Below are 15,982 nucleotides of genomic sequence, written 5' to 3' on the forward strand. Positions count from 1 at the left end.
TTTCCCGATCGCGATGGACGAAGGTCTGCGCTTCGCGATCCGCGAAGGCGGCCGCACCGTCGGCGCCGGCGTGGTGTCGAAGATCATCAAGTAAGACAAGCGATGCCGGTCCTTCGGGGCCGGCACCCGGTCGCGAGGCGGGTCGGCCATCGGTCGCCCGCTCTCGCGGTTCCACTGTTTCACCTGTACGCCAGTAGCTCAATTGGCAGAGCAGCGGTCTCCAAAACCGCAGGTTGGGGGTTCGAGTCCCTCCTGGCGTGCCACTCCTGAGTGCGCATGAATACGAAGGCACAAGAAGCCAAGGGTCTGGGCCCGGCCGATATCGGCAAGCTGGCGCTTGCGCTGGTCGTGCTCGCCGCAGGCATCGTCGGTTTCTACTATTTCAGCGATAACCCCAGCGTGCCGTCGTTCGCGCGCGTCGTCGGCGTTATCGTGGCTGTCGCGGCCGCCATGGCGATCGGTGCCTTTACCGCGCCCGGCCGTCGTCTGCGTGGCTTCATCGCCGAATCGCAGTTCGAATTGCGCAAGGTGGTCTGGCCGTCGCGCGACGAAACCCTGAAGACGACCGGTGTCATCATCGTGGTCGTCATCATCCTTTCGCTGCTGATGGGGCTCATCGACTGGTTGTTGAAGACGGTCGTGCTCGATTGGCTGCTGAAGCTCGGACATTGAGGTAAGGCATGAGCAAGCGCTGGTACGTGGTTCACGCCTACTCCGGGTTCGAACAGCAGGTTCGCAAGGCCCTCGACGAGCGCGTCAAGCGCGAGGGCATGGAAGAGAAGTTCGGCGAAATCCTGGTTCCGACCGAGGAAGTCATCGAAATGCGCGGCGGCCAGAAGCGCCGCAGCGAGCGCAAGTTCTTCCCCGGTTACGTCCTGGTCCAGATCGAAACGGATACGAGCGGCAAGACCCCGCGTATCGACGACGAGTGCTGGCACCTGGTCAAGGAAACCCCGAAGGTCATGGGGTTCATCGGCGGCACCGCCGACCGTCCGCACCCGATCCGCGACAGCGAGGCCGATGCCATCCTGAGCCGCGTCCGCGAAGGTGTCGAGAAGCCGCGTCCGAAGGTCCTCTTCGAGCCGGGCGAGATGGTCCGCGTCACCGATGGTCCGTTCAACGACTTCAACGGCGTCGTCGAAGAGGTCAATTACGAGAAGAGCCGCCTGCGCGTCGCGGTGCTCATCTTCGGTCGTTCCACCCCGGTCGAGCTCGAATTCGGCCAGGTGGAGAAGGCGTAAGACTCCCCGGTCGGCCCCGGCCGACCCCTCCCGGCACGGGGTTTGCATAGACCGTGTGAGGAGCCTATAATGCCCGGTTCACGCTGGAGCTTTGTGCTCCGGCGTGTCCGTGTTTAAGGGGTCCGCAGGCGCGGATCCACCACCCCCAGGGACGGTCTACAGCGAGGAGCCGCAAGGCGACAGCACTCGCGAGGAAACATACATGGCAAAGAAAGTCATTGGTTACATCAAGTTGCAGGTGAAGGCCGGTCAGGCCAACCCCTCGCCGCCGGTCGGTCCGGCGCTCGGTCAGCGCGGCCTGAACATCATGGAGTTCTGCAAGGCGTTCAATGCCGCCACGCAGAAGCTCGAGCCGGGTCTTCCGATCCCGGTCGTGATCACGGCCTACTCGGACCGTACCTTCACCTTCATCACGAAGACCCCGCCGGCCTCGATCCTCCTCAAGAAGATCACGGGCGTGGCCAAGGGCTCGCAGAAGCCGAACACCGACAAGGTGGGCAAGGTCACCCGCGCCCAGCTCGAGGAAATCGCGAAGCAGAAGGAGCCGGATCTCACGGCTGCCGATCTCGATGCCGCCGTGCGTACGATCGCCGGCAGCGCGCGTTCCATGGGTCTGGTGGTGGAGGGTTAAGACATGGCAAAGCTCACCAAGCGTATGAAGGCCGCCTCGGCCGCCGTCCAGCCCGGCAAGACCTACGGTCTCGACGAAGCGCTGAAGATCGTCAAGGACAACGCCAAGGCGAAGTTCGCCGAGTCGGTCGACGTGTCCGTCCGTCTGGGCATCGACGCGAAGAAGTCCGACCAGGGCGTCCGCGGTTCGTCGCTGCTGCCGCACGGCACCGGCAAGACCGTCCGCGTCGCCGTGTTCGTGCCGGCCGGCGAGAAGGCTGACGCCGCTCTCGCGGCGGGCGCCGACGCCGTCGGTATGGACGACCTCGCCGAGAAGATGGCCGCTGGCGATCTGAACTACGGCCGCGTCATCGCGACGCCGGACGCCATGCGCGTCGTCGGTAAGCTCGGTCAGGTGCTCGGTCCCCGTGGCCTGATGCCGAACCCGAAGGATGGCTCGGTCACCGCCGACGTCGTCACGGCCGTCAAGAACGCTAAGGCCGGCCAGGTCAAGTTCCGTAACGACAAGGGCGGCATCATCCACGCCACCATCGGCAAGGCGAGCTTCGAAGCCGCCCAGCTGGCGGACAACCTGAATGCGCTGATCTCCGATCTGCTGAAGGCCAAGCCGGCCGCCGCGAAGGGTCAGTACATCCAGAAGGTCTCGCTGTCGAGCACCATGGGCGTGGGCGTGCCGGTCGATACCTCGACCGTGAACACCTCGGCCAAGTAAGTGTTACGACCCTCGCCGGCAAGTCCGGCGAGGGCACGTTTTTGAGGGCAGCCCCGGTTGAAATGCCGGGGCAGCCGTCAAAGACCGTAGGCGCGAGCAGCGCGCGACGGCGACGAGCAGGGAGCTCGTGTTGGCATGGAAACGCCGTCGTCGGCAGCGGGTTCGCTTAATCGGATGCCTTCATCGATCCAGCCTGCGTAGATGGTGCAGCCCCTTCTGGAATTCGTTTCGAATCTGGAAAGGCCACCACCCGGGACGTTCCCGTCCCCGACGTCAGGACGATGTCGCCCAGGACCGCAAGCGGCAGGAGTCGTGAGCGGAGTTCAATTGGAGGAGTGCAATGGCTCTCAATCTGTCCCAGAAGCAAGAAGTAGTCGCCGAGCTGGCAGAAGTCGCCGCGAAGGCTCACTCCTTGGTCGCCGCCGAATACGCGGGCACCACGGTCTCCCAGATGACCGAGATGCGCAAGAAGGCTCGTGAAACGGGCGTGTTCCTGAAAGTCGTCAAGAACACCCTCGCCGCACGCGCCGTGGCCGGTACCGAATTCGAGATCGTCAAGGACGCTCTCGTCGGTCCGCTGCTCTATGCGTTCTCGACCGAGGAACCGGGCGCCGCTGGCCGCCTGATCAAGGAATTCGCGAAGACCAACGACAAGCTCAAGACGAAGGTCGTGTCCGTGGAAGGCAAGCTCCTTCCGGCCGCCCACGTCGACGTGCTTGCCTCGCTGCCGACCCGTCAGGAAGCGCTGGCCATGCTGGCTCGCGTCCTCAACGAGCCGGTCACGATGTTCGCGCGCGCTGTCAAGGCTGTTGGCGAGAAGCAGGGTGGTGGCGAAGTCGCCGCCGAAGCCCCCGCTGAAGCCTGATCGTCGACCTATTTCCATACGACCCTATTTCAGAAGGTAAGAAACAATGTCCACCCTGACCACCGAACAGATCGTCGAAGCCATCAAGGCCAAGTCCCTGATGGAAATCATGGAGCTGGTGAAGTCGATCGAAGACACCTTCGGCGTCTCGGCCGCCGCTCCGGTCGCCGTCGCTGGCCCGGCCGCTGCTGGCCCGGCTGCCGAAGCGCAGACCGAATTCGACGTCATCCTGAAGTCCGCTGGCGACAAGAAGGTCGACGTGATCAAGGCCGTCCGCGCCATCACGGGCCTGGGCCTGAAGGAAGCCAAGGACCTCACCGAGGCCGGCGGCGTCGTGAAGGAAGCGGCTTCGAAGGAAGATGCCGACAAGTTCAAGAAGGATCTCGAAGCTGCGGGCGCCACGGTCGAACTGAAGTAATCGGCGCCTTGCGCGCCGGTTGTTCGACATAGCGTCAAGTGAGCCCGGGGGCGTAAGTCCCCGGGCTTTGGCCGTTCCCGAAGGCCACGTTCCACGTTCCATGTCCGTTCCGTCGGAAATGGGACATCGCGATTCGAGAGCGCCTCGACGGGCTCCGCGGTTCGAATCCCGATCTCCGATTTTCGATTCACCATTTAGCCGGCGCGTGCATCGCCGGCGCCACTGAGAACCGAGGCGGTACCCACCATGACCTACTCGTTTACCGAGAAGAAGCGCATCCGTAAGGATTTCGGCAAGCGTCCGCCCGTGCTGGGCGTGCCCAACCTGCTGACGATCCAGACCGACTCGTACAAGGAATTCCTGCAGGAGCAGGTCAACTCCAAGCAGCGTGAAGACAAGGGCCTGCACGCCGCCCTGAAGTCGGTGTTCCCGATTTCCAGCTACTCCGGCAACGCCGCCCTCGAATACGTGGATTACCGGCTCGGCGAGCCGGCGTTCGACGAGCGCGAGTGCCGCAACCGCGGCATGACGTTCGGCGCGCCGCTGCGCACGACCGTCCGCCTGGTCATCTACGACAAGGACAGCCCGGCCTCGAAGAAGGCCGTGAAGTACGTCAAGGAGCAGGAGGTCTACATGGGCGAGATCCCGCTCATGACCGACACCGGCACCTTCATCATCAACGGCACCGAGCGCGTCATCGTCTCGCAGCTGCACCGTTCGCCGGGCGTGTTCTTCGATCACGACCGCGGCAAGACGCATAGCTCGGGCAAGCTGCTCTTCTCCGCGCGCGTCATTCCTTACCGTGGTTCGTGGCTCGACTTCGAGTTCGACCCGAAGGACGCCCTGTTCACGCGTATCGACCGTCGCCGCAAGCTGCCGGTGACCGTGCTGCTGCGCGCGCTCGGCTACACGAACGAAGAGATGCTCAGCATCTTCTTCGAGCACAACGTCTTCCATCTCGGCAAGAAGGGCACCGTCACGCTCGACCTCGTCGCCGAGCGCCTGCGTGGTGAAACCCTCTCGTTCGACCTTGTGGTCGACGGCAAGGTGCTGGTCGAAGCCGGCAAGCGCATCACCGCGCGCCACGTCCGCCAGCTGGCGAACGAGAAGATCACGACGCTCGAAGTGCCGGAAGACTATCCGGTCGGCCGCATCGTCGCGATCGACATGATCGACAAGGACACCGGCGAGATCATCGCCGCGGCCAACGACGAGCTGACCGCCGAGCACCTCGAGCGCCTGCGCAAGGGCGGCATCGAGACCGTGCCGACGCTGTACGTCAACGACCTCGATCGTGGCGCGTACATCTCGAACACGCTGCGCATCGACAACACGCGCACGCAGCTCGAGGCCCTGGTCGAGATCTACCGGATGATGCGTCCGGGCGAGCCGCCGACCAAGGACGCCGCGCAGAACCTGTTCTTCAATCTGTTCTTCACCTTCGACCGTTACGACCTCTCGGCCGTCGGCCGCATGAAGTTCAACCGTCGCGTCGGCCGCAAGGACGTCATCGGTCCGGGCGTGCTGTACGACTACAAGTACTTCGCGGAGCGCAAGGAAGAGGAGAGCCAGCGTCTGGTCGCCGAGCAGGGCGAGACGTCGGACATCCTCGACGTGCTGCGCGTCCTGATCGACATCCGCAACGGCACCGGCACGGTCGACGATATCGACCATCTTGGTAACCGCCGCGTGCGTTCGGTCGGCGAAATGGCGGAGAACACCTTCCGCATCGGTCTCGTCCGCGTCGAGCGCGCGGTTCGCGAGCGCCTGTCGCTGGCCGAGTCCGAGGGCCTGACCCCGCAGGAACTGATCAACGCCAAGCCGGTCGCGGCGGCGGTGAAGGAGTTCTTCGGTTCGTCGCAGCTCTCGCAGTTCATGGACCAGAACAACCCGCTGTCCGAAGTGACCCACAAGCGCCGCGTGTCGGCGCTCGGACCGGGCGGCCTGACGCGCGAGCGCGCCGGCTTCGAAGTCCGCGACGTCCACCCGACCCACTACGGCCGCGTCTGCACGATCGAAACGCCGGAAGGCCCGAACATCGGCCTGATCAACTCGCTCGCCGTCTACGCGCGCACCAACACCTACGGCTTCCTCGAGACGCCGTACCGCAAGGTCGAGAACGGCAAGGTGACCGACAAGGTCGATTACCTCTCCGCGATCGAGGAAGGCGACCACGTGATCGCCCAGGCGAACTCGCCCCTGTCGAAGGACGGCAAGTTCCTGGAAGACTTCGTGTCGTGCCGCTTCCGCGGCGAGTCGGAGCTGCGTCCGTCGTCCGAGATCAACTACATGGACGTCTCGCCGATGCAGACCGTGTCGGTCGCGGCGGCGCTCGTGCCGTTCCTCGAGCACGATGACGCGAACCGCGCGCTGATGGGCGCGAACATGCAGCGCCAGGCCGTCCCGACCCTGCGCAGCCAGAAGCCGCTCGTCGGCACGGGCATCGAGCGCGCCGTGGCGCGCGACTCGGGCGTCACCGTGTCCGCCAAGCGCGGCGGTGTCATCGACCAGGTCGATGCCGCCCGTATCGTCGTGCGCGTGAACGAAGCGGAAGTGGATGAGAACGACGCCGGCGTGGATATCTACACGCTGACGAAGTACACCCGCTCCAACCAGAACACCAACCTCAACCAGCGTCCGCTGGTGAACGTCGGTGACGTGGTGGCGGTGGGCGACACGCTGGCGGACGGTTCCTCGACCGACCTGGGCGAGCTCGCGCTCGGCCAGAACATGCTCGTCGCGTTCATGCCGTGGAACGGCTACAACTTCGAAGACTCGATCCTGATCTCCGAGCGCGTGGTCCAGGAAGATCGCTACACCTCGATCCACATCGAGGAGATGACCTGCATCGCCCGCGACACGAAGCTCGGCGCCGAGGAAATCACGGCCGACATCCCGAACGTCGGCGAGCAGGCGCTCGCCCGTCTCGACGAGTCCGGCATCGTGTACATCGGTGCGGAAGTGAAGGCCGGCGACATCCTCGTGGGCAAGGTCACGCCGAAGGGCGAGAGCCAGCTCACGCCGGAAGAGAAGCTGCTCCGCGCGATCTTCGGCGAGAAGGCCTCGGACGTGAAGGACAGCTCGCTGCGCGTGCCCCCGGGCATGGACGGCAACGTCATCGACGTGCAGGTCTTCACCCGCGACGGCATCGAGAAGGACAAGCGCGCCAAGCAGATCGAAGAGACCGAGCTGAAGCGTATCCGCAAGGATCTCGACGACCAGTTCCGCATCCTCGAAGGTGCGATCTACGCGCGCATGCGCGCCCAGCTCGTCGGCAAGTCCGCGATGAGCGGCCCGGGCGGCCTGAAGCGTGGCACGGTCATCGACGACGCGTACCTCGACACGCTGAAGAAGGACGACTGGTTCAAGATCAACGTCAAGGAAGAGGAAGTCTCGGAGTTCCTCGAGCGCGCGGCCGACCAGGTCAAGCGTCATCGCGAGGCCTTCGACAAGCGCTTCAAGGAGAAGCAGGGCAAGATCACCCAGGGCGACGACCTCGCGCCGGGCGTGCTCAAGATGGTCAAGGTCTACCTGGCCGTCAAGCGCCGCATCCAGCCGGGCGACAAGATGGCCGGCCGCCACGGCAACAAGGGTGTCGTGTCGATGATCGTGCCGGTCGAGGACATGCCGTTCTCCGCCGACGGTCGTCCGGTCGACATCTGCCTGAACCCGCTGGGCGTGCCTTCGCGTATGAACATCGGCCAGATCCTCGAGGTTCACCTCGGCTGGGCGGCGAAGGGCCTGGGTCACAAGATCTCGGCCATGATCGAGGCGAACGAGAAGCCCGCGAAGCTGCGCGAGTTCCTCGACGAGGTCTACAACCACGGCAACGCCGGTGCGGAAGGCGCGGTGCGCCACGTCGACCTCAAGTCGATGTCGGACGCCGAGATCGTCCAGCTGGCCGACAACCTGCGCGACGGCGTGCCGATGGCGACGCCGGTGTTCGACGGCGCCGAGGAAACCGAGATCAAGCACATGCTGAAGCTGGCGGGTCTTCCCGAGTCGGGCCAGACCACGCTGTACGACGGCCGCACCGGCGAGGCGTTCGATCGCCCGGTCACCGTCGGCTACATGCACATGCTGAAGCTGAACCACCTCGTCGACGACAAGATGCACGCGCGTTCGACCGGTCCGTACTCGCTCGTCACCCAGCAGCCGCTGGGCGGCAAGGCGCAGTTCGGCGGCCAGCGCTTCGGCGAAATGGAAGTCTGGGCGCTGGAAGCCTACGGCGCGGCGTACACCCTGCAGGAAATGCTGACCGTCAAGTCGGACGACGTGCAGGGTCGCAACCAGATGTACAAGAACATTGTGGACGGCAACCACGAAATGGCCGCAGGCATGCCGGAGTCCTTCAACGTGCTCGTGAAGGAAATCCGCTCGCTCGGTATCGACATCGAACTCGAAGAGATCAAGTGATCGTCGCGGCTACCGGAGATTACGCATGAAAGACCTGCTCGATCTGTTCAACCAGCAGCGACAGACGCTGGACTTCGACGCGATCAAGATCGCTCTGGCTTCGCCGGAGCTGATCCGGTCGTGGTCGTACGGCGAAGTGAAGAAGCCGGAAACCATCAACTACCGCACGTTCAAGCCCGAGCGTGACGGTCTGTTCTGCGCGGCCATTTTCGGTCCCATCAAGGACTACGAATGCCTGTGCGGCAAGTACAAGCGCATGAAGCATCGCGGCGTCGTCTGCGAGAAGTGCGGCACCGAGGTCACGCTGGCCAAGGTCCGTCGCGAGCGCATGGGCCACATCGAGCTCGCCAGCCCGACGGCGCACATCTGGTTCCTGAAGTCGCTGCCGTCGCGCATCGGCCTCATGCTGGACATGACGCTGCGTGACATCGAGCGCATCCTGTACTTCGAAGCCTTCGTCGTGATCGATCCGGGCCTGACCGCGCTCGAGCGCGGCCAGCTGCTCAGCGAAGACCAGTACCTGGAAGCGACCGAAGAGCACGGCGACGAGTTCGACGCCCGCATGGGTGCCGAGGCCGTCTACGAACTGCTCAAGAGCCTCGACCTCCCGGGCGAAGTCATTCGCCTGAAGGAAGAGATCGCGTCGACGAATTCCGAGACCAAGCTCAAGCGCCTCACCAAGCGCGTGAAGCTGATCGAGGCGTTCCTCGAGTCGGGCAACAAGCCGGAATGGATGGTGCTCACCGTCCTGCCGGTGCTGCCGCCCGACCTGCGTCCGCTCGTCCCGCTGGACGGCGGCCGTTTCGCGACGTCGGATCTCAACGACCTGTACCGCCGCGTCATCAACCGCAACAACCGCCTCAAGCGCCTGCTCGAGCTCGCCGCGCCCGACATCATCGTGCGCAACGAGAAGCGCATGCTGCAGGAGTCGGTCGACGCGCTGCTCGACAACGGCCGCCGCGGCCGTGCCATCACCGGCACGAACAAGCGCGCGCTGAAGTCGCTCGCGGACATGATCAAGGGCAAGCAGGGTCGCTTCCGTCAGAACCTGCTCGGCAAGCGCGTCGACTACTCGGGCCGTTCGGTCATCGTGGTCGGCCCGACGCTGCGCCTGCACCAGTGCGGCCTGCCGAAGAAGATGGCGCTCGAGCTGTTCAAGCCCTTCATCTTCGCGAAGCTGCAGGCGCGTGGCGAAGCCACGACCATCAAGGCCGCGAAGAAGCTCGTCGAGCGCGAGGAAGCCCAGGTGTGGGACATCCTCGAGGAAGTCATCCGCGAGCATCCGGTCATGCTCAACCGCGCGCCGACCCTGCACCGTCTGGGTATCCAGGCGTTCGAGCCGGTGCTGATCGAAGGCAAGGCGATCCAGCTGCATCCGCTCGTCTGCACGGCGTTCAACGCCGACTTCGACGGTGACCAGATGGCCGTCCACGTGCCGCTGTCGATCGAGGCGCAGCTGGAAGCCCGCGCCCTGATGATGTCGTCGAACAACATCCTGTCGCCGGCGAACGGCGAGCCGATCATCGTGCCGTCGCAGGACGTCGTGCTCGGCCTGTACTACATGACGCGCGAGCTGATCAACGCGAAGGGCGCCGGCATGGTGTTCGCGAACGTCGGCGAAGTGCGCCGTGCGTACGACAACCGCGCCGTCGAGCTGCACGCCAAGGTCAAGGTGCGCGTGCGCACCGTGGAGACCGTCGATGGCGAGCGCGTCGAGCGCCTGGCCCTCGTGGACACCACGGTGGGTCGTGCGCTGCTCGCCGAGATCATCCCGGAAGGCCTGCCGTTCGCGCTGGTCAACACCGAGCTGACCAAGAAGAACATCTCGCGCCTGATCAACCAGAGCTACCGTCTCCTCGGCCTGAAGGAATCGGTCGTGTTCGCGGACAAGCTGATGTACACCGGCTTCCGTTTCGCGACGCGCGCCGGCATCTCGATCGGCATCGACGACATGAAGATCCCGGGCGAGAAGAAGGGCATCCTCGAGGAAGCCGAGAAGGAAGTCGTCGAGATCCAGGAGCAGTACCAGTCGGGTCTCGTCACGGCCGGCGAGCGCTACAACAAGGTGGTCGACATCTGGTCGCGTACCAACGAACTCGTCGCCAAGGCGATGATCGACGGTATCGGCACGGAGAAGGTGCAGGACCAGGAAGGCAACACGGTCAACCAGAAGTCCATGAACTCGCTTTACATCATGGCGGACTCGGGCGCGCGTGGTAGCGCGGCCCAGATTCGTCAGCTGGCGGGTATGCGCGGCCTGATGGCCCGTCCGGACGGCTCGATCATCGAGACGCCCATCAAGGCGAACTTCCGCGAAGGCCTGAACGTCCTGCAGTACTTCAACTCGACCCACGGTGCCCGTAAGGGCCTCGCGGATACCGCGCTGAAGACCGCGAACTCCGGTTACCTGACGCGTCGTCTCGTCGACGTGGCGCAGGACGTCGTCATCACCGAGCACGATTGCGGCACGGAAGACGGCATCCTGATGTCCCCGATCGTGGAAGGCGGCGACGTGGTCGAGCCGCTGCGCGAGCGCGTGCTCGGCCGCGTGGTCGTCGAAGACGTCTACGCCCCGGGCGACGACGATCAGGCGATCGTCACGCGCGACACGCTGCTCGACGAGTCGCTGGTCGACAAGCTCGACAAGGCCGGCGTGCAGCTGATCAAGGTCCGCTCGCCGATCACCTGCCGTGCCAGCCACGGCGTGTGCGCCCTGTGCTACGGCCGCGACCTCGCTCGCGGTCACCTGGTCAACATGGGCGAGGCCGTGGGTGTGGTCGCCGCTCAGTCGATCGGCGAGCCGGGTACCCAGCTGACGATGCGTACGTTCCACATCGGTGGTGCGGCATCGCGAGCGGCGGCGGTCGACAACGTCACGGTCCGCACCACGGGCGCGCTGAAGTTCAACAACCTGAAGTCGGTCGAGCACAGCCAGGGTCACCTGGTCGCCGTCTCGCGTTCGGGCGAAGTGAGCGTCATCGATGCCAATGGCCGCGAGCGCGAGCGTTACAAGGTGCCTTACGGCGCGACGATCACGGTGAAGGACGGCGACCCGGTGAAGGCCGGCCAGACCGTCGCGAACTGGGATCCGCACACCCACCCGATCGTCACGGAAGTGGCCGGTGTGGTCCGCTTCATCGACTTCATCGATGGCGTGACCGTCCAGTCGCAGACGGACGAACTGACCGGCCTCGAGTCGGCGGTGGTCACGGATCCGAAGCGTCGCGGCACGCAGGCGAAGGACCTGCGCCCGATCGTCCGCCTGGAAGACAGCAAGGGCCGCGAGCTCAAGCTGCCGGGCACCGACATCGCGGCCCAGTACTTCCTGCCGGCCGGCGCGATCGTCTCGATCCAGAACGGCGCCGAAGTGGGCGTGGGTGACGTCGTCGCCCGTATCCCGCAGGAAACGTCGAAGACCCGCGACATCACCGGTGGTCTTCCGCGCGTCGCCGACCTGTTCGAAGCCCGCAAGCCGAAGGAGCCGGCGATCCTCGCGGAGCGTTCGGGCATCGTCAGCTTCGGCAAGGACACCAAGGGCAAGCAGCGCCTGATCATCAAGGACGTGGACGGCAACGAGCACGAGGAGCTGATTCCCAAGTGGCGTCAGGTCATCGTGTTCGAAGGCGAGCACGTGGAGAAGGGCGAGACGGTCGTCGACGGCGAGCCGAATCCGCACGACATCCTGCGCCTGCTGGGTGTCGAGCCGCTGGCGTCGTACCTGGTCAAGGAAATCCAGGACGTCTACCGCCTGCAGGGCGTGAAGATCAACGACAAGCACATCGAAGCGATCATTCGCCAGATGCTGCGCAAGGTCGAGATCACCGAGGCGGGGGACAGCACGTACCTGCGCGGCGAACAGGTCGAGCGCGTCCGGATCAACGAGGAGAACGATCGCGCCGAAGCCCGGGGCGAGCGTCGTGCCGAGTTCGAATCGGTCCTGCTGGGCATCACCAAGGCGTCGCTGGCCACCGAGTCGTTCATCTCGGCGGCTTCGTTCCAGGAGACCACCCGCGTCCTCACCGAGGCGGCGGTCCGTGGCACCCGCGACACGTTGCGTGGCCTGAAGGAAAATGTTATTGTTGGGCGGCTAATCCCTGCGGGTACGGGTCTGGCTTACCACGCCGCGCGTCGTAGCCAGGGCGGCCTGACGGCCTCGGAGCTCGAAACCCTCTCGGGTTCGGCGCCGGTCGTCACGTTCGAAGAGGCACCCGCCGGGTCCAACGATAGCGCCGAGTAAGGCCCGTATACGGGTTTTGCTCGTACATACGAAATGAGGCGCATGGAGGCGCCTCGTGTTCGGATTCAGGGACGATGGGCGCCAGTCCGCTTCGCGGGCGGCGCACGTCAACAACAGTTTCTCTGGCGGACCGATCTTTCGGTCTGCCTTTATGTTTCTCAGGAATAGCTTCGCATGACGACAGTCAACCAGTTGGTGCGCAAATCCCGCAGCCCGAAGGCGTACAAGAGCGCCTCGCCGGCCCTGCAGAGCAGCCCGCAGCGCCGCGGGGTCTGCACGCGCGTTTATACGACCACCCCGAAGAAGCCGAACTCGGCGCTGCGTAAGGTTGCCAAGGTGCGCCTCACCAACGGTTTCGAAGTCATCAGCTACATCGGTGGCGAAGGTCACAATCTTCAGGAGCACTCGGTGGTCCTGATCCGTGGCGGTCGCGTCAAGGATCTCCCGGGTGTGCGTTACCACACGGTTCGCGGCAGTCTCGACTGCGCCGGCGTGACCAAGCGTCGCAAGTCGCGCTCGAAGTACGGCGCCAAGCGCCCGAAGAGCTGAGTAGAGGACAAGAATTATGTCGCGTAAAGGTTCCCATCCCGCCCGTGTGGTCCTCCCGGACCCGAAGCACGGAAGCCAGCTGATCGCCCGCTTCATCAACATGGTGATGAAGTCCGGCAAGAAGTCCGTCGCCGAAGCGATCGTCTACGGTGCGCTGCAGCACATCGGCGAGAAGAACGCCGAGCCGGTGCAGCTCGTCGAGAAGGCCCTGGGCAACATCGCCCCGGCCGTCGAGGTGAAGTCCCGCCGCGTCGGCGGTGCCACGTACCAGGTGCCGGTTGAAGTCCGTCCGGGCCGTCGTATGGCGCTTGCCATGCGCTGGGTGATCGACGCGGCGCGCAAGCGCGGCGAGACGTCCATGCCGCGCAAGCTGGCCGCCGAACTGCTCGAAGCCTCGGAATCCCGTGGCGGCGCTGTCAAGAAGCGCGAAGAAACGCACCGCATGGCGGAGGCCAACAAGGCCTTCTCGCATTACCGCTGGTAATTACAGCTTCAGATTGAGGAAAGACCGTGGCACGCACTACGCCCATCGAGCGCTACCGCAATTTCGGCATCATGGCTCACATCGATGCCGGTAAGACCACGACCACGGAGCGCATCCTGTTCTACACCGGCGTCAGTCACAAGATTGGCGAGGTGCATGACGGTGCCGCGACGATGGACTGGATGGAGCAGGAGCAGGAGCGCGGTATCACCATCACTTCCGCCGCCACCACGGCGTTCTGGAAGGGCATGGACCGTTCGCTGCCCGAGCACCGCTTCAACATCATCGACACCCCGGGACACGTCGACTTCACCATCGAAGTGGAGCGCTCGCTCCGCGTGCTCGACGGTGCGGTGTTCGTGCTCTGCGCCGTGGGTGGCGTGCAGCCGCAGTCGGAAACCGTGTGGCGTCAGGCCAACCGGTACAAGGTTCCGCGCCTCGCGTTCGTCAACAAGATGGACCGCACGGGTGCGAACTTCTACAAGGTCGTCGACCAGCTGAAGTCGCGTCTCGCCGCCAACCCGGTGCCGATGCAGGTGCCGATCGGCGCCGAAGACAACTTCGAAGGCGTCGTCGATCTCCTCAAGATGAAGGCCATCAAGTGGGACATGGAGTCCCAGGGCATGAAGTTCGAATACGTCGACATCCCGGCGGAACTCCAGGCCAAGGCCGAAGAAGATCGTACGGCCATGATCGAAGCCGCGGCGGAAGCCACGGAAGAGATGATGGACAAGTACCTGGGCGGCGAAGAGCTGACCGAGGCCGAGATCATCGAAGGCCTGCGCCTGCGCACGCTGAAGAGCGAGATCATTCCGGTCTTCTGCGGCACGGCGTTCAAGAACAAGGGCGTCCAGGCGATGCTCGACGCGGTGGTGAACCTGCTGCCGTCGCCGATCGATCGTCCGCCGGTCGAAGGCGTCAACGAAGACGAGCAGCCGGATACCCGTCCGGCCAAGGACGACGCTCCGTTCTCGGCGCTCGCGTTCAAGATCATGACCGATCCGTTCGTCGGCGCGCTGACGTTCTTCCGTGTCTATTCGGGCACGCTGAACGCCGGTGACCAGGTGTACAACCCGGTCAAGTCGAAGAAGGAGCGCATCGGCCGCATCCTGCAGATGCACGCCAACGAGCGTCACGAACTGAAGGAAGTCCGCGCCGGCGACATCGCCGCGGCGGTCGGCCTGAAGGACGTCACGACCGGTGACACGCTGTGCGCGCAGGACCACATCATCACCCTCGAGCGCATGTCGTTCCCGGAGCCGGTGATCTCGATGGCGGTCGAGCCGAAGACGAAGTCGGACCAGGAAAAGATGGGTATCGCCCTCGGCCGTCTGGCCGCGGAAGATCCGTCGTTCCGCGTCCGCACGGACGAAGAGTCGGGCCAGACGATCATCTCGGGCATGGGCGAGCTTCACCTGGACATCCTGGTGGACCGCATGCGTCGCGAGTTCAACGTCGAGGCCAACGTCGGCAAGCCGCAGGTCGCGTACCGCGAAACGATCCAGGCGTCGGACGTCAAGTCGGACTACAAGCACGCCAAGCAGTCGGGTGGTAAGGGTCAGTACGGTCACGTCGTGATCGAGCTCTCCCCGATCACCGACGCCGATCGTGCCGACGAGAAGCTCGCCGCGCAGATCAAGGACGACTTCCTGTTCATCAATGACATCACGGGCGGCGTGATTCCGAAGGAATTCATCCCGTCGGTCGAAAAGGGCCTCCGCGAGACGATCACCTCGGGTCCGCTCGCCGGCTTCCCGGTCGTGAACACGAAGGTCAAGCTCGTCTTCGGTTCGTACCATGACGTCGACTCGTCCGAAATGGCGTTCAAGCTCGCCGCGTCGATGGCGTTCAAGCAGGGCTTCGCGAAGGCGCAGCCGGTGCTGCTCGAGCCGATCATGAAGGTCGAGGTCGTGACGCCGGAAGACTACGTCGGTGACGTGATGGGCGATATCTCGCGTCGTCGCGGCATGCTGACCGGTCAGGAAGAAACGCCGTCGGGCAAGACCGTCAACGCGATGATTCCGCTCGGTGAGATGTTCGGCTACGCCACGTCGCTCCGTTCGCAGACGCAGGGTCGCGCCACGTTCACGATGGAATTCGACCACTACGAGCCGGCGCCGAAGAATATCGCCGACGAGGTCATGAAGAAGTCCTGATAAGGGCTTCTTCTTCAAAACACACAACGTTCTTTCAGAGGTTTCAGGTCATGGCAAAGGGTAAGTTCGAGCGTAAGAAGCCGCACGTCAACGTCGGCACCATCGGTCACGTCGATCACGGCAAGACCACGCTCACGGCAGCGCTCACGAAGATCGGCGCCGAGCGTTTCGGCGGCGAGTTCAAGGACTACGGTTCGATCGACGCGGCGCCGGAAGAGAAGGCGCGCGGCATCACGATCTCGACCGCGCACGTGGAATACGAATCGCCGACCCG

Annotated in this window: 12 protein-coding genes, 1 tRNA gene and 1 pseudogene; all 14 read left to right on the forward strand. The window is 64.3% G+C overall.

The window, feature by feature from the left end; all coding sequences use genetic code 11:
- Nucleotides 1-94, forward strand: a pseudogene (locus tag BMY69_RS19085) (elongation factor Tu); the annotation flags it as partial.
- 93 nt (nt 95-187) lie between these two features.
- A tRNA-Trp gene (locus BMY69_RS19090) sits at nt 188-263 on the forward strand.
- Between the two features lie 13 nt (nt 264-276).
- A complete protein-coding gene (gene secE / locus BMY69_RS19095; protein WP_090059115.1) occupies nt 277-672 on the forward strand; it encodes a preprotein translocase subunit SecE in 396 nt (131 codons plus the stop codon).
- Between the two features lie 8 nt (nt 673-680).
- Nucleotides 681-1,241, forward strand: coding sequence for a transcription termination/antitermination protein NusG (gene nusG, locus BMY69_RS19100; protein ID WP_090059113.1), 561 nt, complete (start codon nt 681-683; stop codon nt 1,239-1,241).
- Nucleotides 1,242-1,443: 202 nt separating this feature from the next.
- Entirely contained in the window at nt 1,444-1,872 is a 429-nt protein-coding gene (rplK, locus tag BMY69_RS19105) for a 50S ribosomal protein L11 (protein ID WP_045829444.1), read from the forward strand.
- Nucleotides 1,873-1,875: 3 nt separating this feature from the next.
- Nucleotides 1,876-2,583: a 50S ribosomal protein L1 gene (gene rplA / locus BMY69_RS19110; RefSeq protein WP_090059111.1), complete on the forward strand. Its 708-nt coding sequence runs from the start codon at nt 1,876-1,878 to the stop codon at nt 2,581-2,583.
- A gap of 340 nt (nt 2,584-2,923) precedes the next feature.
- The gene (rplJ, locus tag BMY69_RS19115) at nt 2,924-3,448 is read left to right on the forward strand and encodes a 50S ribosomal protein L10 (protein ID WP_090059109.1); all 525 of its coding nucleotides are present in this window, start codon (nt 2,924-2,926) and stop codon (nt 3,446-3,448) included.
- 46 nt (nt 3,449-3,494) lie between these two features.
- On the forward strand, nt 3,495-3,866 hold the full coding sequence (rplL, locus tag BMY69_RS19120) for a 50S ribosomal protein L7/L12 (protein ID WP_090059106.1): 372 nt from the start codon (nt 3,495-3,497) through the stop codon (nt 3,864-3,866).
- Between the two features lie 246 nt (nt 3,867-4,112).
- A complete protein-coding gene (gene rpoB / locus BMY69_RS19125) occupies nt 4,113-8,282 on the forward strand; it encodes a DNA-directed RNA polymerase subunit beta (RefSeq protein WP_090059104.1) in 4,170 nt (1,389 codons plus the stop codon).
- Between the two features lie 25 nt (nt 8,283-8,307).
- Nucleotides 8,308-12,519, forward strand: a complete 4,212-nt coding sequence (gene rpoC, locus BMY69_RS19130; protein ID WP_090181232.1) for a DNA-directed RNA polymerase subunit beta' — start codon at nt 8,308-8,310, stop codon at nt 12,517-12,519.
- 174 nt (nt 12,520-12,693) lie between these two features.
- The gene (gene rpsL / locus BMY69_RS19135) at nt 12,694-13,068 is read left to right on the forward strand and encodes a 30S ribosomal protein S12 (protein WP_036115505.1); all 375 of its coding nucleotides are present in this window, start codon (nt 12,694-12,696) and stop codon (nt 13,066-13,068) included.
- A 16-nt stretch (nt 13,069-13,084) separates the two neighbouring features.
- Nucleotides 13,085-13,552, forward strand: coding sequence for a 30S ribosomal protein S7 (gene rpsG, locus BMY69_RS19140; RefSeq protein ID WP_090059100.1), 468 nt, complete (start codon nt 13,085-13,087; stop codon nt 13,550-13,552).
- 26 nt (nt 13,553-13,578) lie between these two features.
- Nucleotides 13,579-15,708 carry an elongation factor G gene (gene fusA, locus BMY69_RS19145; RefSeq protein WP_090059097.1) on the forward strand — a complete coding sequence of 710 codons (2,130 nt, stop codon included), beginning with the start codon at nt 13,579-13,581 and terminating at the stop codon, nt 15,706-15,708.
- A 50-nt stretch (nt 15,709-15,758) separates the two neighbouring features.
- The coding region (locus tag BMY69_RS19150) for a GTP-binding protein (protein WP_255364620.1) at nt 15,759-15,982 on the forward strand (224 nt) is incomplete at its 3' end.

It is taken from the genome of Luteibacter sp. UNC138MFCol5.1 (genome assembly GCF_900110505.1).
GTDB lineage: Bacteria > Pseudomonadota > Gammaproteobacteria > Xanthomonadales > Rhodanobacteraceae > Luteibacter.